The 20,623-nt window shown below is 53.8% G+C and carries 15 protein-coding genes, 2 rRNA genes, 2 pseudogenes and 1 riboswitch; of the genes and pseudogenes, 15 read left to right on the top strand and 4 right to left on the bottom strand.

From position 1 onward, the window contains the following. Nucleotides 1-10 precede the first annotated feature (10 nt). Nucleotides 11-2,961 (top strand): 23S ribosomal RNA (locus ACHHV8_RS29780). 180 nt (nt 2,962-3,141) lie between these two features. Further along, nucleotides 3,142-3,258: ribosomal RNA gene (gene rrf / locus ACHHV8_RS29775) — 5S ribosomal RNA — on the top strand. Between the two features lie 106 nt (nt 3,259-3,364). Here the strand turns inward: rrf and nagA are convergent. From nagA to ACHHV8_RS29755, 4 genes and pseudogenes are all read right to left on the bottom strand, one after another. Next, a pseudogene (gene nagA / locus ACHHV8_RS29770) lies at nt 3,365-4,550 on the bottom strand (N-acetylglucosamine-6-phosphate deacetylase). After that, entirely contained in the window at nt 4,547-5,275 is a 729-nt protein-coding gene (nagB, locus tag ACHHV8_RS29765; RefSeq protein ID WP_395162892.1) for a glucosamine-6-phosphate deaminase, read from the bottom strand. Before nagB ends, nagA begins: the two are co-directional and overlap by 4 nt. Before the next feature lie 23 nt (nt 5,276-5,298). After that, complete coding sequence (locus ACHHV8_RS29760) at nt 5,299-6,141, bottom strand: MurR/RpiR family transcriptional regulator (RefSeq protein WP_395162891.1); 843 nt, start codon at nt 6,139-6,141, stop codon at nt 5,299-5,301. A 194-nt stretch (nt 6,142-6,335) separates the two neighbouring features. Continuing rightward, on the bottom strand, nt 6,336-6,602 hold the full coding sequence (locus tag ACHHV8_RS29755; RefSeq protein WP_395162890.1) for a hypothetical protein: 267 nt from the start codon (nt 6,600-6,602) through the stop codon (nt 6,336-6,338). 183 nt (nt 6,603-6,785) lie between these two features. Between ACHHV8_RS29755 and ACHHV8_RS29750 the strand changes: the two genes are divergently transcribed. The 13 genes and pseudogenes from ACHHV8_RS29750 to ACHHV8_RS36835 all read left to right on the top strand — a co-directional run bounded on the left by ACHHV8_RS29750 (nt 6,786) and on the right by ACHHV8_RS36835 (nt 20,621). Beyond that, nucleotides 6,786-7,457, top strand: a complete 672-nt coding sequence (locus ACHHV8_RS29750) for a DUF6483 family protein (RefSeq protein ID WP_395162889.1) — start codon at nt 6,786-6,788, stop codon at nt 7,455-7,457. Nucleotides 7,458-7,592: 135 nt separating this feature from the next. After that, a riboswitch (purine riboswitch) is annotated at nt 7,593-7,694 on the top strand. 319 nt (nt 7,695-8,013) lie between these two features. Continuing rightward, nucleotides 8,014-8,496, top strand: a complete 483-nt coding sequence (gene purE, locus ACHHV8_RS29745) for a 5-(carboxyamino)imidazole ribonucleotide mutase (RefSeq protein WP_395162888.1) — start codon at nt 8,014-8,016, stop codon at nt 8,494-8,496. After that, nucleotides 8,493-9,701, top strand: a complete 1,209-nt coding sequence (purK, locus tag ACHHV8_RS29740; RefSeq protein WP_395162887.1) for a 5-(carboxyamino)imidazole ribonucleotide synthase — start codon at nt 8,493-8,495, stop codon at nt 9,699-9,701. The genes purE and purK overlap by 4 nt, the downstream gene beginning before the upstream one ends. A gap of 26 nt (nt 9,702-9,727) precedes the next feature. Next, entirely contained in the window at nt 9,728-11,023 is a 1,296-nt protein-coding gene (purB, locus tag ACHHV8_RS29735; protein ID WP_395162886.1) for an adenylosuccinate lyase, read from the top strand. Between the two features lie 50 nt (nt 11,024-11,073). Continuing rightward, nucleotides 11,074-11,959: pseudogene (locus ACHHV8_RS29730) on the top strand (phosphoribosylaminoimidazolesuccinocarboxamide synthase). A gap of 383 nt (nt 11,960-12,342) precedes the next feature. Next, nucleotides 12,343-12,585 (top strand): phosphoribosylformylglycinamidine synthase subunit PurS, encoded by a 243-nt coding sequence (gene purS, locus ACHHV8_RS29725; RefSeq protein WP_079914022.1) that lies wholly within the window; start codon nt 12,343-12,345, stop codon nt 12,583-12,585. A 24-nt stretch (nt 12,586-12,609) separates the two neighbouring features. Further along, the gene (gene purQ, locus ACHHV8_RS29720) at nt 12,610-13,305 is read left to right on the top strand and encodes a phosphoribosylformylglycinamidine synthase subunit PurQ (RefSeq protein ID WP_395162885.1); all 696 of its coding nucleotides are present in this window, start codon (nt 12,610-12,612) and stop codon (nt 13,303-13,305) included. Then, on the top strand, nt 13,283-15,526 hold the full coding sequence (gene purL, locus ACHHV8_RS29715) for a phosphoribosylformylglycinamidine synthase subunit PurL (protein WP_395162884.1): 2,244 nt from the start codon (nt 13,283-13,285) through the stop codon (nt 15,524-15,526). The genes purQ and purL overlap by 23 nt, the downstream gene beginning before the upstream one ends. Further along, nucleotides 15,511-16,998, top strand: a complete 1,488-nt coding sequence (gene purF / locus ACHHV8_RS29710) for an amidophosphoribosyltransferase (protein ID WP_395162883.1) — start codon at nt 15,511-15,513, stop codon at nt 16,996-16,998. The genes purL and purF overlap by 16 nt, the downstream gene beginning before the upstream one ends. Before the next feature lie 759 nt (nt 16,999-17,757). Next, nucleotides 17,758-18,798: a phosphoribosylformylglycinamidine cyclo-ligase gene (purM, locus tag ACHHV8_RS29705; protein ID WP_395162882.1), complete on the top strand. Its 1,041-nt coding sequence runs from the start codon at nt 17,758-17,760 to the stop codon at nt 18,796-18,798. Beyond that, complete coding sequence (purN, locus tag ACHHV8_RS29700; protein WP_395162881.1) at nt 18,795-19,430, top strand: phosphoribosylglycinamide formyltransferase; 636 nt, start codon at nt 18,795-18,797, stop codon at nt 19,428-19,430. Before purM ends, purN begins: the two co-directional genes overlap by 4 nt. After that, entirely contained in the window at nt 19,427-20,320 is an 894-nt protein-coding gene (locus ACHHV8_RS29695) for a phosphoribosylaminoimidazolecarboxamide formyltransferase (protein ID WP_483874891.1), read from the top strand. Before purN ends, ACHHV8_RS29695 begins: the two co-directional genes overlap by 4 nt. Then, nucleotides 20,271-20,621 carry a hypothetical protein gene (locus ACHHV8_RS36835; RefSeq protein ID WP_483874890.1) on the top strand — a complete coding sequence of 117 codons (351 nt, stop codon included), beginning with the start codon at nt 20,271-20,273 and terminating at the stop codon, nt 20,619-20,621. The genes ACHHV8_RS29695 and ACHHV8_RS36835 overlap by 50 nt, the downstream gene beginning before the upstream one ends. The last annotated feature ends 2 nt before the right edge of the window (nt 20,622-20,623 follow it).

Below are 20,623 nucleotides of genomic sequence, written 5' to 3'. Positions count from 1 at the left end.
ATCGAACACGGGTTAAGCTAATAAGAGCACACGGAGGATGCCTAGGCGCTAGGAGCCGACGAAGGACGTGGCGAACGACGAAATCGCCTCGGGGAGCCGTAAGCAGGCGTTGATCCGGGGATGTCCGAATGGGGGAACCCAGCTGAGGTAATTCTCAGTTACCATGCAGTGAATACATAGCTGCATTGGAGGCATACGAGGGGAACTGAAACATCTAAGTACCCTCAGGAGAAGAAAACAAGAGTGATTCCGTCAGTAGCGGCGAGCGAAAGCGGAACAGCCCAAACCAGAGGGCTTGCCCTCTGGGGTTGTGGGACGTCAATGTGGGTTTAGCAGAGTAGATGAAGCGGTCTGGAAAGGCCGGCCACAGAAGGTAACAGCCCTGTAATCGAAATTTTGCGAAAACCTTAGACGGATCCCGAGTACCGCGAGACACGTGAAACCTCGTGGGAAGCAGGCAGGACCATCTGCCAAGGCTAAATACTCCCTAGCGACCGATAGTGAAGCAGTACCGTGAGGGAAAGGTGAAAAGAACCGCGGGAGCGGAGTGAAATAGAACCTGAAACCGTGTGCTTACAAGAAGTCAGAGCCCGTTAATGGGTGATGGCGTGCCTTTTGTAGAATGAACCGGCGAGTTACGTTCCCGTGCGAGGTTAAGGTGAAGAGCCGGAGCCGCAGCGAAAGCGAGTCTGAATAGGGCGTATCGATATTTTCTTGCGAAAAATCGCAGTACGTGGACGTAGACCCGAAACCGTGTGATCTACCCCTGCCCAGGGTGAAGGTGCGGTAACACGCACTGGAGGCCCGAACCCACGAATGTTGAAAAATTCGGGGATGAGGTGGGGGTAGCGGAGAAATTCCAATCGAACTCGGAGATAGCTGGTTCTCCCCGAAATAGCTTTAGGGCTAGCCTCGGGAGATGAGTAGTGGAGGTAAAGCACTGATTGGGTGCGGGGCCCGCCAAGGGTTACCAAGTCCAGTCAAACTCTGAATGCCACATACTTTATCCCGGGAGTCAGACAGTGAGTGCTAAGATCCATTGTCAAGAGGGAAACAGCCCAGATCATCAGCTAAGGCCCCCAAGTGTGTGTTAAGTGGGAAAGGATGTGGAGTTGCAAAGACAACCAGGATGTTGGCTTAGAAGCAGCCACCATTGAAAGAGTGCGTAATAGCTCACTGGTCGAGTGACTCTGCGCCGAAAATGTAACGGGGCTAAACACACCACCGAAGCTATGGCTCGTGCAAACAAGATTTGCACTTGGGTAGGGGAGCGTTGTATGTAGGTAGAAGGTGTACCGTAAGGAGCGCTGGACAGCATACAAGTGAGAATGCCGGTATGAGTAACGAAAAGATCAGTGAGAATCTGATCCGCCGAAAGCCTAAGGGTTCCTGAGGAAGGCTCGTCCGCTCAGGGTAAGTCGGGACCTAAGGCGAGGCCGAAAGGCGTAGTCGAAGGACAACAGGTTGAAATTCCTGTACCACCGTGAACCGTTATGAGCAATGGGGTGACGCAGAAGGATAGTGACGCGGACTGATGGATGTCCGTCCAAGCAGAGAGGCTGGTGTGTAGGCAAATCCGCACATCGTTAAGGCTGGTCTGTGATGGGGAGCGAAAATTGCAGTAGCGAAGGTCATGAGTTCAGGCTGCCAAGAAAAGCCTCTAGCCAGGGAGAAGGTGCCCGTACCGCAAACCGACACAGGTAGGCGAGCAGAGCATGCTAAGGCGCGCGGAAGAACTCTCGTTAAGGAACTCGGCAAAATGACCCCGTAACTTCGGGAGAAGGGGTGCCTCGGTAGGGTGAATAGCCCGAGGGGGCCGCAGTGAAAAGGCCCAAGCGACTGTTTAGCAAAAACACAGGTCTGTGCGAAGCCGCAAGGCGAAGTATACGGGCTGACGCCTGCCCGGTGCTGGAAGGTTAAGGGGAGTGGTTAGGGGTTTACCCCGAAGCTATGAACCGAAGCCCCAGTAAACGGCGGCCGTAACTATAACGGTCCTAAGGTAGCGAAATTCCTTGTCAGGTAAATTCTGACCCGCACGAATGGCGTAACGACTTGGGCGCTGTCTCAACGAGAGATCCGGTGAAATTTTAATACCTGTGAAGATGCAGGTTACCCGCGACAAGACGGAAAGACCCCATGGAGCTTTACTGCAGCTTGATATTGGACTTTGGTACGATCTGTACAGGATAGGTGGGAGCCTGAGAAGCCTGAGCGCCAGCTTGGGTGGAGGCGACGTTGGGATACCACCCTGATCGTATCGGAGTTCTAACCTGGTACCGTGAACCGGTATGGGGACAGTGTCAGGTGGGCAGTTTGACTGGGGCGGTCGCCTCCTAAAAAGTAACGGAGGCGCCCCAAGGTTCCCTCAGAATGGTTGGAAATCATTCGAAGAGTGCAAAGGCATAAGGGAGCTTGACTGCGAGACAAACAGGTCGAGCAGGGACGAAAGTCGGGCTTAGTGATCCGGTGGTACCGCATGGAAGGGCCATCGCTCAACGGATAAAAGCTACCCTGGGGATAACAGGCTTATCTCCCCCAAGAGTCCACATCGACGGGGAGGTTTGGCACCTCGATGTCGGCTCATCGCATCCTGGGGCTGAAGTAGGTCCCAAGGGTTGGGCTGTTCGCCCATTAAAGCGGTACGCGAGCTGGGTTCAGAACGTCGTGAGACAGTTCGGTCCCTATCTGTCGTGGGCGCAGGAAATTTGAGAGGAGCTGTCCTTAGTACGAGAGGACCGGGATGGACGTACCGCTGGTGTACCAGTTGTTCCGCCAGGAGCACGGCTGGATAGCTACGTACGGACGGGATAAGCGCTGAAAGCATCTAAGCGTGAAGCCCCCCTCAAGATGAGATTTCCCAGTAAGTAAGACCCCTTGAAGACGACGAGGTAGATAGGTTCGGGGTGGAAGTGCCGTAAGGTATGGAGCTGACGAATACTAATCGGTCGAGGGCTTATCCAAGAGAACAGCAAAGAAGAAGGATGTATGCTTGTTTCGTATCTAGTTTTCAGGGTAACAACCTTGAAACAAATAGCTGCATGTCCTTTATAGGGATGGATATTTTCTTGCAGCGTTTTCGAAGAAGCAACGCTTCGAAAAATCCCAGGCTTACGTAGCCAGCTTTCTAACGAAAGCACATCGTTTGGTGATGATGGCGGAGGGGAACCACGCGTTCCCATCTCGAACACGACCGTTAAGCCCTCCAGCGCCGATGGTACTTGAACCGAAGGGTTCCGGGAGAGTAGGACGTCGCCAAGCAACCGAAGCAACAGCCGATCTGACTAAAGATCGGCTGTTTTTTTATATGTTTAAGGAAACCCAAAGCGTGCTGAGTCATATATCTCTCAGCACGCTTTGGGTATTTTTATTGAAGGGCGCGTCCACGGACCCAGACGCGCTGAAGGTCCAGGTGCTGGTTCAGCAGCAGCACATCGGCCTGCTTGCCTGGCTGCAGCGCGCCCGTGACTTGATCAATGCCGAGCCGACGCGCAGGATTGGCGCTAGCCATACGGCTCGCCTGCTCTACCGTTAAGCCGACCTCCCGGACGGCATAACGGAACGCATCGATCATGGTAAGCGTGCTGCCCGCCAGGCTGTCGCCTTCCTTGAGCCGGGCTACGCCGTCCTGGACGATAACATCCAGCCCGCCGAGGCTGTACTCGCCATTGCCGAGTCCGGCGGCCGAGATGGCATCGGTGATGAGGATCAGGTTGTCGGGGCCCTTCATCCGGGCGAGCAGCTGAATGCAGGCCGGATGGACATGATGCCCGTCGGCAATCACCTCAGCCATGATTCCGTCATGGGTCAGGACAGCGCCGACCGTACCCGGTTCGCGATGATGCAGCTTCGTCATCGCATTGAACGTATGTACCGCATGACTCAGCCCATGCTGAGCTGCATGCTGTACTTGTTCGAAGCTCGCGTCAGTATGACCCAATGCGGCAACAATTCCGCGGCTGACAAGAGCTTCAATATAGGGGATGGCGCCTTCCGTTTCCGGCGCCAGCGTCTGCATGCGGATCAAACCGGGGAACGACGCGGTTCCAATCCTCAAGCCAGTCTAATTGCGGAGCCGCAATGTAATGGGGGTTCTGGGCTCCGGGCCATTTTATACTGATGAAGGGTCCCTCTAAATGCACGCCAAGCAGCTGAGCGTAGGGCATCTCTTGTTCCCGGTATGCCTGAACCTGCTCTAATACCGAATCGATAGCTTCTTTGGAAGCGGTGACTGTAGTGGCCAGCATCCCGGTAGTTCCGTGCTGTCCGTGAAAGCCGGTAATCGTGTCTAATCCCAAGGCATCGGCATCCATAAAGTCTTCACCATAGCCGCCATGCACATGTATATCGATAAAGCCGGGAAGGAGAAGTCCCCCTTGCCCGTCTACATATTCAATGGATCCATCGGCAGCTTGCGCACGTTCGGCAGTACCATCGCCTGCGCCTAAGGAAACGATTTTGCCGTTGGCCAGCCAAATCCATCCTTGCTCGATCGTTCCTTCAGGAGTAACCAGGCTTACATTATCAATCCAGGTTGCAGATACTTGACTCATACGAATAACCTCCCGGCTTCGGAATCTAACAAGACGACCAAGTGAGGATGGGTTTGCAGCAGCGACGCCGGGCAGTCTGTCGTGATCGGGCCCGTTAAGGCACGGTGAACGATTTCCGCCTTGTCGGCACCTTTGACGACGAGCAGGATCATTTTGGCTTTAAGAATCGTACCGACACCCATCGTCAGCGCATGGGTAGGCACCTGGCCCATGGAATCGAAGAAACGGGCGTTGGCTTTGCGCGTTTCCTCACGAAGCTCGACGACATGGGTGCCGCTGATCAGCGCATGATCAGGCTCGTTAAAGCCGATATGTCCGTTGTGTCCTAGGCCCAGCAGCTGCAGATCAATGTGTCCTGCTTCCAGAAGCAGCCGATCGTACCTTTTGCATTCCTCTGCAGGATCGGGACTGTTCCCATCAGGGATGTGCGCCTGCGCCCGGGGCAGGTCGATATGCTTGAACAAATGAGTATTCATATAATTGCGGTAGCTTTCGGCATGGTCTTCGGGCAATCCGACATATTCATCCAGATTGAACGTGGTAGCCTGATGAAAACGGACCAGGCCGCGCCGGTAGCTTTTGACGATTTCCTCGTAGATTCCTACGGGTGTACCGCCTGTGGCCAGTCCGAGCACGGCTCGCGGATTCGTCTGCACCAGCCCGGTGATGATGCCGGCTCCGGATTCATGCAGCTTTTCATGAGAATCGAAAGTTAACAGATTCATGGGGTGTGCTCCTTAGTGGAAAGTTATCTATATTTTTTGACCATTTGAAACGATTGCTCAAGACGCGGAACAAGGTCGTTGAACTGATCGCTGATCAGTCCGACGAACAAAATATCGATGACATGCAGCTGGGCGATCCGGGAAGCCATGTCTCCGCGGCGCATGCCTTCCTCCAGGGTGGAGGTGAACAGCGAAATATCGGCGAGCGTGGTGAGCGTGTTCGTCCCGAATTTGGTGAGGGAGATGGTGGTTGCGCCATTTTCGGCAGCACAGGTTAAGGCGGCAATCGTTTCGGACGTTTCGCCCGAGTAGGAAATGGCTAGCGCTACGTCCTCTTTCGTCAAATTGGAAGCGGAGGTTACCTGCATATGAGGGTCGGAGAAGGTGACGGCGCGCTTGCCGATCCGGATCAGCTTTTGGTAGAAATCCTGTGCGACCAGTCCGGAAGTAGCGACCCCGTACAAGTCGATTTGCCGGGCTTTTTTTAACGCGTCGACAGCCTGCTGAAGCTGCTTCAGATCGAGCATTCGTGTCGTGTCCGTAATCGACCGCACATGATTGGCTTCCATCGCGCTGACGATGCTCTCCAACGGATTGCCGGCCACGATATCCTGGTAAGATAAAGCATCCTGCTGTTGGGCCAGCTCTGCGGCCAGCTTTAATTTAAACTCCGTAAAGCCGCCAAAGTGGAACAGCTTGCAAAAGCGGGAAATCGTAGCCGTGCTGCCGCCTGACTGCTGTGCCAGCTCGGTAATCCCCATTTGGACAATATGCTGCGGATGGGCTAGTACATAGGCTGCGATATCCTTTTCCTTCGGATTCATAGTGTCTAATTGTTCTTGAATGGCACTTAGGATACCAGGCATAAGTCACCTCAACACAATGATGTGAAAATAATTTTCGTTAAAATACATACATATAGGAAAAACATTTACACAACTAATATAGCTAATTTTCGGCGGATCTGCAATACAGGCTGGGGTAAAGAAACCGAACTCGTAAAAAAACCACCGGCCGCAGAAAATTCCGCTCCGATGGTTTAGATGAAAGAATTGTTGTTTTAAAAAGGCCTGAGAGGCCGTCTGCCTTCCAATAAAACAATAACAAGCAATTCGAACAGCACGAGGGGCAGAACAACGGGGAAAAAGGAAATGTGCGCTTTATGCTGCGATTTCTTGCCATGAGGCGCGTTAAGCTGAAGGTATACTTTGTCCTTGTCGAGTTTCACGATTTTTCCTTGATACGTTCCGTTGACTGTACGGATTTGGACTTGGCGGTGCAAATACTTTTTACAGGTTTTATAGTTTTGGGCGCGTGAGGCAGCCATATGATCCCTCCTTTCAGAGGACAACTCCTGTTCTATTCTATGATTCTCAACTCTATTGCGTGTGGACGGATGCGGAGCAAGGTATCCATACGCTACAATGGAAGAAATAGCGGATGGAAGCCGCGGGGCTTCTATGAAATGCGTCTACTATTCACGATTTTCTTGAAAGAGAGGAGTGCAAGCATGTATAGACGGGATTATTTGATGCGATTGATTCAGCAGTTTTCGGAAGAGATGGTGAAAATCATGTTTCACCGCCGCAATCAGCAGTTTGCCGAAGCGATGGAGCTGCTGCTCCAGGCGATGCAGCGTCTTCTTGGCCTTAATTCGAAGCTCGTTCAAGCTTTAGCGGTCAAAGATATTATAGCGTTACTCACCTTGCAGGGCCGCCTGGACGCGGGCAAAGGAGTGCTTCTGGCGGATATGTTGAAAGCAGAAGGAGAGCTGCTTACAGATTCAGGGGATGAACGGGGAGGGCATGCCTCCGGCTTGAAGGCCTTGGAGCTGCTGCTTGAGATGCGATGGATGGAAGAAACGGAGGAGATGAGAGCAGAGGTGGATTCGCGGATTCATTCACTGCTCGACGGTCTTCAGCATCAGCGCAAGCCTAAGCGGGTGCTGGCTCTGCTGCTCGATTTTTATGAGGAGGAAGGCCGGTTGGCGAAGGCGGAGGATACGCTTTTTTTCATGCTCGATGAGGAGCCGGGGAATGCTAACATTATTGAACAAGGGCTGGAGCTGTACGAACGGTGGCGGAATTTGCCTCAGGAGCAGGTAGAGCACGGGGGACTGACGGCGGAGGAATTGGAAGAAAGTTATAAAATCCTTAAAAAAATGAAGCAAAATGGAAGTTGAAGCTGTTTATTGCGAAAAAAAGCCGAGTGAAATGCGAACTTTAAAACTACTGTATTTCTATAATGTTCGTCTTTTTTGGTTGACAGCAACATTCCATGGCTGGTAAACTAAGAGAGTAAACAGGATTCGTTTTTAGCAAAAAATGTCGAAGCGTCTCGTATAACGTCGGGAATATGGCCCGAAAGTATCTACCCAAAAACCATAAATTTTTGGACTACGAGTGAAGCGTTCAATAAGAGGTCAGCACGGTGGTGCATGGCCTTAACTTGCGCTTGGGGTCATACTTGTCGTCCAGAGGGGGATTTGCGTAAAGCAAGTGTTTCCACTGGGCGCTTTGTTTTTTTAATATGATAGAATTTATATGTTTTCGGGGTCCCCGCAAAGTACCTGAGTACGCTTCGAAGCATAAGCCCCACTTTGTGGGGTTGTTTTTAAGAGGTGAATTACCGGATGAACGGTTCTTCAGAAGGAGCGTGCAACGCAGTCTTCTTTAGGGAGAACAAAGCTGTTGATCCTTGGCTCAAAAAAATGTATCTCACACTCACGGAGGTTCGAAATGTCTGTTCTTGTTGGAGTCATTATGGGAAGCCAGTCCGATTGGGAAACGATGAAGCATGCCTGCGATATGCTCGAGGAGCTCGGAATTCCTTATGAGAAACGGGTGGTTTCCGCTCACCGCACGCCGGACCTGATGTTCGAGTATGCTGAATCCGCAAGCGAACGCGGGTTGAAGGTCATTATAGCAGGGGCGGGAGGCGCCGCTCATTTACCCGGTATGGTTGCCGCAAAAACGGAGCTGCCGGTTATTGGCGTTCCTGTGAAAACGTCGACGCTGAACGGGATGGATTCGCTGCTGTCGATCGTGCAAATGCCCGGCGGCGTGCCGGTGGCTACAGTCGCCATCGGACATGCGGGAGCTACGAATGCCGGACTGCTGGCAGGCCAAATTCTCGGCGCGTTCGATCCGCAGCTGCAGCAAAAAGTGCGCGCACGCCGCGAAGGCATCCGCCAGACGATAGAAAGCAGCGTGCTGTCATGAGCCTGAACGATTCCATTCAAGCTCAAACAAGCGGTGGCGGCGCGGATAAGGTGATCCGCCCCGGCGGAACGATCGGCGTCCTGGGCGGCGGTCAGCTGGGGAGAATGCTCGCTCTGTCCGGCAGAGCGATGGGCTACCGGTTCGTGACGCTCGACCCGACGCCGGATGCGCCGTGCGGTCAGGTGGCGAACCGGCAGATCGTAGCGGCGTATCATGATGTGGAAGCGGCCAAAGCCTTGGCTGAGCAATCCGATGTCATTACGTATGAATTCGAGAATGTCGATGCGGACGTGACGTCCCTGCTGATGGAGCAGTCTTACGTTCCTCAGGGCAGCCAGCTTCTGTATACGACGCAGCACCGATTGCGGGAGAAACGGGCGATTGAAGCGGCAGGCGTCAAGGTTGCGCCTTATGCCGAGATTACCAGCGCTGCGCAGCTGCGTACGGAGGCAGAGCGGTTCGGCACGCCGTGCGTGCTCAAGACGGCAACCGGAGGCTACGACGGCAAAGGCCAATGGGTTATCCGGTCGCTGGACGAGGTTGAGGCCGCTTATGAAGAACTGAGCCGGGCCAAGACGGAGCTCGTGCTGGAGCAGTTTATCCATTTTGACAAGGAACTATCCGTGATCGCGGCGAGAAGCCCCCGCGGGGAGATCAAGGCCTTCCCTGCCGCGGAGAATATTCACATAAACAATATTTTGCATCTATCCATCGTACCTGCGAGAACGGCGGACAGCATTCAGCGGGAAGCCGAACGGCTGGCGATGGCCATAGCCGAGTCGATGAATGTGATCGGACTGATCGCTGTGGAAATGTTCCTGACGGCAGACGGCGAGCTTTATGTCAACGAGCTTGCGCCGAGACCGCACAACTCGGGACACTACACGATGGACGCCTGCCAAACGTCGCAGTTCGAGCAGCATGTCCGGGCGATCTGCAATCTGCCGCTCGGCTCGACGGAGCTGATGACGCCGGTGGTAATGGGCAATATCCTCGGGCAGCATGTAGAGCCGCTGCTCGATTGGATCGTGCAGCCGGAGTCGGAGCAGGTTGACGGAGTCACCGCGAAAGTGCATCTGTACGGCAAGCATGAGTCGAAGCATAACCGGAAGATGGGGCATGTCAACGTGCTTGCGAAGTCGGTCGAAGCGGCCATGCAGTGGATAGACGCTTCAAACATATGGGAAGCTAAAGAAAAACAGTGAGACGATAAGAGTGGAGGATTTAAACAATGATTGAACGTTACAGCAGACCGGAAATGGCCAGAATTTGGACGGAAGAGAACAAATTTAACGCATGGCTCGAGGTGGAGCTGCTTTCCTGTGAGGCGTGGGCCGAGCTGGGGATTATCCCTAAGGAAGACGTAATAGAGCTTCGCAAGAACGCCGCCTTCGATATCGACCGGATCTATGAAATCGAGCAGGAAACGCGTCATGACGTGATCGCTTTTACCCGTGCCGTATCCGAGAAGGTCGGTCCGGAGCGCAAATGGGTGCACTACGGTTTGACTTCCACAGACGTGGTCGATACGGCGCTGGGCTACTTGCTCAGACAAGCCAACGAAATTATCGAAAAAGATTTGCTGAACTTCATCGAAATCTTGAAGAACAAAGCAATTGAATATAAAAATACCCCGATGATGGGGCGTACACACGGGGTTCATGCCGAGCCGACGACGTTCGGTTTGAAAATGGCTCTGTGGTGGGAAGAAATGAAACGCAACCTGGAGCGTTTCCGTTTTGCGGCTGACGGCGTGCAGTACGGTAAAATCTCCGGCGCCGTAGGCACTTATGCGAACATCGATCCGTTTGTTGAAACGTATGTTTGCGATAAGCTGGGAACGAAGCCGGCTCCGATCTCGACGCAAACGCTGCAGCGCGACCGTCATGCCGAGTATATGGCTACATTGGCTTTGATCGCTACCTCGCTGGATAAGTTTGCAACGGAAATCCGCGCTCTGCAGAAGAGCGAATTCCGTGAAGTGGAAGAACCGTTCGCCAAAGGTCAAAAGGGCTCGTCCGCAATGCCGCATAAACGCAACCCGATCGGCTGCGAAAGCATTTCCGGCTTGTCCCGCGTGATTCGCGGCCATATGATTTCTGCATACGAAAACGTGACTTTGTGGCACGAACGCGATATTTCCCACTCCTCCGTGGAACGGATTATTTTGCCTGATGCGACGACGCTGATCAATTACATGCTGAACCGTTTCGGTAACATCGTCAAAAACTTGACGGTGTTCCCTGAGAACATGAAGCGCAACATGCAAAGCACGTACGGCGTTCCTTTCTCCGGCCGCGTAATGACGAAGCTGATCGACAAAGGCTTCAGCCGTGAGCAGGCTTACGACACGGTACAGCCTAGAGCAATGCAGGCTTGGGAAGAGCAGCGCTCGTTCCGCGATATCATCGAGAACACGCCCGCGATTCGCGAGCAGCTGAGCCTGGAGGAGATTGAAGACTGTTTCAATCCGGCTTGGCACTTGAAGCATGTGGATACGATCTTTGCACGTCTTGGTTTGAATTAATTTTTTAAAATAAATGATTGTCAAAATCATATCAGGGGAGCACGGAAACCATGGTCTCGACAACGGCTATTTCGAGCGCCGAGCAGTATGTGAAAGCGCCGCTGCTGTATAAAGGGAAAGTACGCGAGCTGTACGATTTGGGAGAGCATTTCTTGATTGCGGTAACCGGACCGCATCTCCGCTTTTGACTGGGTATTGTCTCCAGCCGTGCCGGATAAGGGCAATGTGCTGAACAGCCTGAGCAAATTCTGGTTCGAGCAGACGGCTCACCTGATGCCGAACCATGTCGTTCACACCGATGTAGATAAGTTGGGCGATCTCGTAACGGATCGTGAGATTATGAAGGACCGCTTCATGGTTACGAAAAAGGCCGAGCGCATCGATATCGAATGCGTCGTCCGCGGCTACATTACGGGCGGAGGCTGGCGCCAGTACGAGAAGACCGGCGAGATCAACGGCCACCAGCTGCCGGAGGGCATGCGCAAGAACGAGCGCTTTCCGCAGCCGATCTTCACACCGGCGGCGAAGAACGATGTCGGTCACGACGAGGACATCTCGATTGAGCGCATGAAGCAATTGGTCGGCGCGGAGCTGACCGAGCAGCTGGAAGCGAAAAGCCTCATGCTGTATGAATTCGCGCGCCAGTATTGCGAAGAGCGCGGCATCATTCTCGCCGATACGAAGTTCGAGTTCGGTCTGATCGATGGAGAAATCATTTTGATCGATGAGATTTTTACGCCGGATTCCTCCCGTTTCTGGGCCAAGGAAAACTACGCTTTCGATATTGAGATCGACAGCATGGATAAAGAACCGGTACGGACTTATTTGTCCGGCACCGATTGGGATAAAAACAGCGAGCCGGCTCCTTTGCCTGCCGATGTGGTTGAGGAAACGTCCCGCCGCTACCGCGATATTTACAATCGTTTAGTGAAGTAATAGGTCTGAATTAAAAAGTTCGCAGCGCTTTAGTTCACTCTCTGAAATAAAGCTATCATGATGCATGGTGCTGCGGATTGGCAAGCTGCAAGGCTCGCGCTTTTGAGAAGTAGTTTAGGTTTTGAACTTTTCTTTATATTAAATAAAATATTACGTTATAAAAAGCGACTTTGGAGAGAAAGGAGATGTGCTGGAGCATATGCTTACGAAGCCAGTTTCCTCCGGAAACTCTCGGTCTACGTGCCGCCTTTGAATAAGGATTTTTACCGCTAAATCAATTTAATTAAACCCTTATTCAACAGCGGCCGGAAGCACACTCCTTTCTCGGAAAAGCTGAGCTTTTTATAACTACCACCACCCACTCCAGAGGAGGATTTACCCCCATGTTAAAAGCAACCGTTTATGTAACGATCAAACAAAGCGTACTCGATCCGCAAGGCGTAGCCGTGCAGGGCGCGCTGCATTCGATGGGTTTTGACGAAGTGGGCAAGGTACGCGTAGGCAAATATTTGGAGCTGGAGCTGGGCACAAGCGACCGTGCCGTTGCCGAAGAGCGCGTGAAGGCCATGTGCGAGAAGCTGCTGGCGAATACGGTTATTGAAGACTACCGCTACGAATTGGTCTAATCCCACTTGAAGGAGGAGCACGTAATGAACTTCGCAGTACTGGTGTTTCCCGGCTCCAATTGTGATATCGACTGCTACAAAGCGGTAGAAGAAACGATTGGCCAGCCTGTTAGCTATGTTTGGCATACAGAAACGGATCTATCGAAATATGACTGTATTATCGTACCTGGGGGATTCTCCTACGGAGATTATTTGCGTACCGGAGCGATTGCACGGTTTGCGCCTGTGATGAACGCGTTGGTACAAGCGGCTGAACAGGGTAAATATGTACTAGGCATCTGTAACGGATTCCAGATTTTGCTGGAATCGGGTCTGCTGCCGGGAGCGATGCTGCGCAACCAATCGTTGAAATTCCGCTGCCACGCGGCAATGCTGCAGGTGGAAAACACGAATACTCCTTTTACATCCGAATATAATCAAGGCGAGCTGATCAACATCCCGATCGCGCACGGAGAAGGCAACTACTACTGCGACGATGCGACGCTAGCTGAACTTAAAGCAAACAATCAAATCGTGTTCCGTTATGAAGCGGGCAACAATCCGAACGGTTCCGTTGAAGATATCGCAGGGATTTGCAACAAGCAAGGAAACGTACTCGGCATGATGCCGCATCCGGAGCGTGCGGTGCACGAGCTTCTCGGTTCGGCGGACGGCAAACGGATGTTCACATCGATTTTGAGCACATGGAGGGAAAAGAATGGCGCAGCAGTTATCGGCTAAGGAGCCAACCGCAGAACAAATCGCGGATCAGAAAATTTACAAACAGATGGGCGTTACCGATGCCGAGTATGAACAAATCTGCGGGTTTTTGGGCCGTCAACCGAACTATGTGGAAATCGGCGTGTTCAGCGTTATGTGGTCCGAGCACTGCTCTTACAAAAATTCGAAGCCTGTGCTTCGCAAGTTCCCTGTTACCGGCCCTCGCGTATTGATGGGTCCCGGTGAAGGCGCGGGGATCGTCGATATCGGCGACAACCAAGCGGTCGTATTCAAAATTGAAAGCCATAACCATCCATCCGCCATCGAGCCTTTCCAAGGCGCTGCGACAGGTGTGGGCGGCATTATCCGCGATATTTTCTCGATGGGCGCACGCCCGGTTGCTCTGCTGAACAGCCTGCGCTTCGGCCGTTTGGAAAATGAGCGCGTGAAATATTTGTTCGAGCACGTGGTCTCCGGTATTGCGGGCTACGGCAACTGCATTGGTATTCCGACAGTCGGCGGCGAAGTCATGTTCGACGAGAGCTATGAAGGCAACCCGCTCGTTAATGCGATGTGCGTAGGGATCATCGATCACGATAAAATCCAAAAAGGTGTCGCCAAAGGCGTAGGCAACCCTGTTTTTTACGTGGGACCGGCAACAGGCCGTGACGGAATCCACGGTGCAACATTCGCATCCGAGGAATTGACGGCGGAATCCGAAGCGAAGCGTCCGGCGGTACAAGTCGGCGATCCGTTTATGGAGAAGCTGGTGCTTGAAGCTTGCCTGGATCTGATCAACTCCGGTATCGTGCTCGGCATTCAAGATATGGGCGCCGCGGGCTTGACCTGCTCGAGCGCGGAGATGGCGAGTAAAGCGGGCAACGGCATGGAGCTGTACCTTGACGAGGTGCCGCAGCGTGAAGAAGGCATGACGCCTTACGAAATGATGCTGTCCGAGTCCCAGGAGCGCATGCTGTTCGTCGTTGAGCCTAAGCATGAAGCGCAGGCGAAGGCGATTTTCGAACGTTGGGGCTTACACTGCGCGAAGGTCGGTAAAGTATCGAACGACGGCCGTCTGAAATTGTTCCACAAAGGCGAAATGGTTGCCGATATGCCGGTTACGGCTCTCGTGGACGAATGCCCGGTATATAACAAACCGTCTCAAGTGCCTGCATACTACGAAGAGAACGCGAAGATCGATACGAACGCTTATGCGGAAGTGACCGATCTGAACGGCGCTTTGCAAAAAGTGCTGGCTTCCCCTTCGGTAGCAAGCAAAGAATGGGTTTATAACCAATATGATTACATGGTTCGGACAAGCACGGCGGTTCGTCCGGGTTCGGATGCGGCAGTGGTCACGATTCATGGCTCGCGCAAAGCGCTGTCGATGTCTACAGATTGCAACGGACGCTTCGTTTACCTTGATCCGGAAGTGGGCGGCATGATCGCGGTAGCGGAAGCGGCACGTAACAACGTATGCTCCGGCGCCGAGCCGCTTGCCATCACGGACAACCTGAACTTCGGTTCCCCGGAGAAGCCGGATATTTTCTGGCAGCTGGAGAAAGCCGCTGACGGGATGGCGGAAGCGTGCCGCAAGCTGGAAACGCCGGTTATCGGCGGTAACGTCAGCTTGTACAACGAGAATGCCAAAGGCGCGATCTACCCGACGCCGGTTGTCGGTATGGTCGGTCTCGTACACGATACGGATCACATTACAACGCAAGGCTTCAAACAAGAAGGCGACGTCATCTTCGTCTTGGGCGAAACCAAAGCGGAGCTTGGCGGCAGCGAGTTCCAATATGTCATGCACGGCGTAACGGAAGGCCGTCCTCCGCAATTGGATCTGGATGTGGAGAAAAAACTGCTGAACACCGTTCTCGGCGCGATTCAACAAGGCCTCGTCGCTTCTGCGCATGACTTGTCTGACGGCGGGCTGGCCGTGGCCTTGGCGGAGAGCTGCATCAGCGGACGTCTTGGCGCTCAAGTCAACTTTGCAAGCGAGCTGCGCAATGATATCGCCTTGTTCAGCGAGAGCCAATCCCGTATCCTGCTCAGCGCATCGCCTGAGAAAGCGGAAGAGCTGAAAGCATATATCGCCGGTCAAGGCGTACCGGTTCAACAATTAGGTCAAGTAACAGGACAAGAACTACAAATCCAAGTGAACGCTGAACCAGTCATCCAAGCATCGGTTGCACAACTAGAAAAGGTTTGGAAGGATGCGATTCCATGTCTGATGAAATAAAAGCATCGCAGCAGCTATGGACAGGCAATTTCTATAATGAAGGAATCGGCAGTCATGACGGGCTGTTCGATAAGCTTCGCGAGGAATGCGGGGTGTTCGGGGTGTTCGGTCACCCCGAATCCGCTTCGCTTTCGTATTACGGTCTGCATGCGCTTCAGCACCGCGGTCAGGAGAGCGCGGGCATTTGCGTCGCTAACGGCGAAAGCTTCAGCTACTACCGCAACATGGGTCTGGTCAAGGAAGTGTTCAATAACGATAATCTCAGCACGCTGGTCGGTCCTTCGGCTATCGGGCATGTCCGTTATTCAACATCGGGCGAGAGCAAGCTGGCGAACGCGCAGCCGCTCGTGTTCAAATACCGCGGCGGCGATCTTGCGATTGCCACGAACGGGAATTTGCACAATGCCGGTGAGATCAAGAAAGAGCTGGAGAACCAGGGCTCGATCTTCCAAACAACGAGCGATACGGAAGTCGTGGCGCATCTCATTGCCCGTTCCAAGCACGACGACATTGTACTGGCGGTCAAGGAAGCGCTGCTGAAGGTCGAGGGAGCTTATGCCTTCTTGTTTCAGACGAAGGATAAGCTGATCGCCGCCCGTGATCCTCACGGTCTCCGTCCGCTCGTGATGGGACGGCTGGGCAATGCTTACTTATTCGCATCGGAATCCTGCGCATTTGACGCGGTAGGAGGAACCTACTACCGCGATGTGGAGCCGGGCGAGCTGCTCGTGCTCGATATGAAAAACAACAGGCTCGTCGAGGATCGGTTCGCGCCCATTAACCGCCGTGCGATCTGCGCAATGGAGTATATCTACTTCGCGCGTCCGGACAGCGATATCGATGAAATCAATATCCACTCCGCACGGAAGCGGATGGGACGCCAACTGGCGCTGGAATCGTTCGTGGATGCGGATATCGTTACCGGCGTGCCGGATTCCAGTATTTCGGCCGCTATCGGATTTGCCGAGCAAACGGGCATTCCTTACGAGCTGGGGCTCATCAAGAACCGCTACACCGGCCGGACATTCATCCAGCCGAGCCAGGAGCTGCGCGAGCAAGGGGTCAAAATGAAGCTGAGCGCCGTGCGCAGCATCGTGGCCGGGAAACGTGTCGTCATGATCGACGACTCCATCGTCCGCGGCACGACTTCTCTGCGTATCGTGAACATGCTCCGCGAAGCGGGAGCGACGGAGGTCCATGTGCGGATCAGCTCGCCGCCTTTCAAAAATCCTTGCTTCTACGGCATCGATACGCCGGACCGCAAAGAGCTGATTGCCGCGCAAAAGTCGATCGAAGAAATTCGTGAAGCGATCAATGCGGACTCATTGCATTTCTTAAGTCATGACGGCTTGCTGAATGCTATCGGTCGGCCTAGCGGGGAATTGAACCGCGGTCATTGCACAGCCTGTTTCGACAACCGTTATCCGACGAAGATTACGGAGGAAGCGGAAATAGGATGCGGGTGTGACTAAGAACAAGTTACGAGAGATGAGTTACGAGTTGCGAGTTGCGAGTTACGTTGGTGGCGGCTGCAGAGAAGGAGTGTACCTCCGGCCGCTGTTGAAAACGTGAATGGTCTGATTATATTTTGTAGAGGAATATTCACGTTTTCAAAGGCGGACGCTACGCTCCTACGGTACACTCCTTCTCCTCCGCCAGTTACGTTAACCTCCGCACGCGCGTTAACTTGTTCTTGTAAGGGGAAGGAGTAGAGAGCACGAGATCGATCGTGCCTCCGATCTTCTGTGTATGGCGCGCAATTCCACGCGCGTGGGGTTTAACCCGTTCGCCGCGTTGCGCCGTAACACGCACTTGAGCTTCGCGCGCGGAAGACTTTTCATCCTCCTAATCATTAGGAGGATGAAACAGAAAGCCTGGGGCCGCCGGTAAAGCCAGCCCCAGGCTAAGGATTGAAAATCAAGGGCAGAAGCGGCACAGCCTCTGCCATTTTAAATAAAACGCGAGCCTTGAGGAACGATAGGGAGCGTTTTGACAACAAAAGCGAGGGACGAGCGCCGAAGGCGGAGGTGCCGATAGGCTGCCGGAGAGTTTACGTGCCGCCTTTGCCTGCGTGTTCCCACCGATGGGTGGAATAGTTAGGAACACGCAGGCAACAGCGGCCGGAGGCAGCCTATCGGACCTCCGCCGCAGGCATGCGCGAGTCCAAAAACTCTCTTTTTGCCGTCAAAACCTCCCAAGAACCTCAATGCCCATCCCAAGGAGGATATTCAGTGTCGGATGCATATAAAAAAGCCGGTGTCGACATCGCGGCAGGCAACGAAGCGGTAGAACGGATGAAAAAGCACGTGAAAACGACGTTCCGTCCGGAGGTATTGACGGATTTGGGCGGTTTCGGTGCGCTTTTCGGCTTGAATAAAGATAAATATGAAGAACCGGTGCTTGTTTCCGGCACGGACGGCGTAGGCACGAAGCTGAAGATCGCTTTTGCTATGGATAAGCATGATACGATCGGGATCGACGCCGTAGCTATGTGCGTGAACGATATCGTCGTACAGGGCGCAGAGCCGCTGTTTTTCCTGGATTACCTGGCTTGCGACAAAGTGGTACCCGAGAAAATCGAATCGATCATTAAAGGGATCAGCGACGGCTGCGTGCAGTCCGGCTGTGCCTTGATCGGCGGCGAAACGGCTGAAATGCCTGGCATGTACTCCGAGGGCGAATACGATATTGCGGGCTTTACCGTAGGGATTGTAGACAAGAAGAAAATCATCGACGGCTCCAAGATCCGTCCGGGCGATGTCGTGATCGGCCTGGCTTCCAGCGGCGTGCACAGCAACGGCTTCTCGCTGGTGCGCAAGCTTTTGCTTGAGGAGAAGGGCTATAGCCTGCAGGATCATATCGATGTACTTGGCGGCAAGCTGGGCGATGTGGTGCTTGAACCGACTAAAATTTATGTGAAATCCGTTTTGGCAGCGCTGGAAAAGGTGGAGCTGAAAGGTCTGGCGCATATCACCGGCGGCGGCTTCATCGAGAACATTCCGCGTATGCTTCCGGCCCATGTGAATGTGGAGATCGATTACGGTTCTTGGCCGATTCTGCCGATCTTTCAATTGATGCAGGAAGCCGGCTCCATCAGCAACAACGATATGTTCCGTACGTTCAATATGGGGATCGGGATGGTCATCGTCGTTTCCGAGCAGCAAGCGGCGGAAGCGGCCCGTATTTTCGAACAGCACGGTGAAAAAGTATACGCGCTCGGCAGAGTGACGGCAGGTGAGCGCGTCGTTACTTTCAATGGAGCGGACGTATGAGTAAACCGTTTCGCATTGCCGTGTTCGCATCCGGAGGCGGATCGAACTTTCAGGCTATCGCGGACGCGGTAAAAGCAGGCAGGCTCGATGCTCGCATCGAGCTATTGGTTTGCGACCGGCCGCAGGCTCTGGTCGTAGAACGGGCGAAGCAGGCGGACGTGCCGGTGCATACGTTTCGGCCGAAGGAGTATCCGAGCCGCGAAGCGTATGAGCTGGAGATTCTGGAGCTGCTGCGGGCCAAGCAGGTGGCTCTGGTCGTGCTCGCGGGCTATATGCGCATTTTGACCCCCGTGCTTGTCGAGGCGTATTGGGGACGCATGATCAATGTGCATCCGTCGCTGCTTCCGTCCTTTCCTGGACTGCACGCGGTGCGTCAAGCGCTTGAGCACGGCGTCAAAGTGACGGGTATTACCGTTCACCTGGTCGATGGAGGACTCGACACCGGCCCGATTCTGGCCCAGCGTGCGCTGGAGATTCGGCCGGACGATACCGAAGCGTCGCTAAGCGAGCGCATCCATCCCTTGGAGCACGAGCTGCTTCCGCAAGTGATTCAACAGATAGCAACGGGACACATTCCTATAGAGAATTATCGGCTTACTACTCTCAAAGCGAAGGACGGGATCGAATCATGAGTCAGACGACCAGTGGAACGAACGTGCTGGAATTGCGCTATGGCATGAATCCGCACCAAAAGCAAGCGAAGCTTTACAGCGAAAGTGGCGGCGAGCTGCCGATTAAAGTATTGAACGGCGACCCGGGCTTCATCAACCTGCTGGATGCCTTGAACGGCTTTCAGCTGGCGCGCGAGCTGCGTCTGGCGACAGGCCTGCCGGCGGCGGCTTCTTTTAAACACGTGAGCCCTGCCGGAGCGGCGGTAGCGTCGCCTTTATCGGACGAGCTCAAAAAAGCATATTTCGTCGAAGGCTTGGAGCTTTCTCCGCTGGCTACGGCTTATGCGCGCGCACGCGGCGCGGACCGTATGTCTTCCTTCGGTGACGCAGCTGCATTGAGCGACGTTGTCGATGCATCCACGGCACAGCTGCTGAAGCGCGAGGTTTCGGACCTGGTCGTAGCACCTGGTTATACCGAGGAAGCGCTCGCTATGCTGAAAGCGAAGAAGAACGGCAACTACCTCATTCTTCAAATCGATCCGGACTACGTGCCGAATCCGGTGGAAACGCGTACGCTGTTCGGCCTGCAAATGCAGCAGGAGCGCAATAACGGCGTCATTGACGCATCGGCTTTGGACAAAATCGTGACCGAGAACAAGGAGCTGACCGAGAACGCGAAGCGTGATCTGCTGATTGCCTTGGTTACGCTGAAATATACGCAATCCAACTCCATCGTGTACACGCTGGACGGCCAAACGATCGGGATCGGGGCGGGTCAGCAATCCCGTATTCACTGTACGCGTCTGGCAGGAGATAAAGCGGACCTGCTGGTTCCTCCGTCAGCACCCGCAAGCGTTGAATATGAAGTTCCGTCAAGGCATTTCCCGTGCCGAGCAGAACAATGCAATTGACCTGTGGCTTGAAGAGGAAGTGACACCGGTCGAGCAGGCCGCTTGGGAAGCAAGCTTCGCAGAAGTGCCGGCCCGTCTGTCCCGCGAAGAGAAGCGCGCATGGCTGAACAAGCTGCAGGGCGTGTCCTACGGGTCCGATGCCTTCCTGCCGTTCCGCGATAACTTGGACCGCGCCAGCCGCAGCGGCGTGAAATATGTGGTTCAAGCCGGCAGCTCGATGCGCGATGAAGAAGTCGTGCAGGCAGCCAACGATTACGGTATGGTTATGTGCTATTCCGGCGTACGTCTGTTCCATCACTAGAA

Source organism: Paenibacillus sp. TAB_01 (assembly GCF_043945595.1).
Taxonomy (GTDB): Bacteria; Bacillota; Bacilli; order Paenibacillales; family NBRC-103111; genus Paenibacillus_S.
This window is presented reverse-complemented; position numbering and strand designations above follow the sequence as displayed.

Excerpts from the sequence above, each read along its gene's own strand:
- purF (WP_395162883.1), top strand. The coding sequence starts at position 15,511 with ATGTCTGATGAAATAAAAGCATCGCAGCAGCTATGGACAGGCAATTTC.
- purB (WP_395162886.1), top strand. The coding sequence starts at position 9,728 with ATGATTGAACGTTACAGCAGACCGGAAATGGCCAGAATTTGGACGGAA.
- ACHHV8_RS36835 (WP_483874890.1), top strand. The coding sequence starts at position 20,271 with ATGAAGTTCCGTCAAGGCATTTCCCGTGCCGAGCAGAACAATGCAATT.
- ACHHV8_RS29695 (WP_483874891.1), top strand. The coding sequence starts at position 19,427 with ATGAGTCAGACGACCAGTGGAACGAACGTGCTGGAATTGCGCTATGGC.
- purK (WP_395162887.1), top strand. The coding sequence starts at position 8,493 with ATGAGCCTGAACGATTCCATTCAAGCTCAAACAAGCGGTGGCGGCGCG.
- ACHHV8_RS29755 (WP_395162890.1), bottom strand. The coding sequence starts at position 6,602 with ATGGCTGCCTCACGCGCCCAAAACTATAAAACCTGTAAAAAGTATTTG.
- purL (WP_395162884.1), top strand. The coding sequence starts at position 13,283 with ATGGCGCAGCAGTTATCGGCTAAGGAGCCAACCGCAGAACAAATCGCG.
- ACHHV8_RS29760 (WP_395162891.1), bottom strand. The coding sequence starts at position 6,141 with ATGCCTGGTATCCTAAGTGCCATTCAAGAACAATTAGACACTATGAAT.
- purE (WP_395162888.1), top strand. The coding sequence starts at position 8,014 with ATGTCTGTTCTTGTTGGAGTCATTATGGGAAGCCAGTCCGATTGGGAA.
- ACHHV8_RS29750 (WP_395162889.1), top strand. The coding sequence starts at position 6,786 with ATGTATAGACGGGATTATTTGATGCGATTGATTCAGCAGTTTTCGGAA.
- purS (WP_079914022.1), top strand. The coding sequence starts at position 12,343 with ATGTTAAAAGCAACCGTTTATGTAACGATCAAACAAAGCGTACTCGAT.
- purQ (WP_395162885.1), top strand. The coding sequence starts at position 12,610 with ATGAACTTCGCAGTACTGGTGTTTCCCGGCTCCAATTGTGATATCGAC.
- purN (WP_395162881.1), top strand. The coding sequence starts at position 18,795 with ATGAGTAAACCGTTTCGCATTGCCGTGTTCGCATCCGGAGGCGGATCG.
- nagB (WP_395162892.1), bottom strand. The coding sequence starts at position 5,275 with ATGAATCTGTTAACTTTCGATTCTCATGAAAAGCTGCATGAATCCGGA.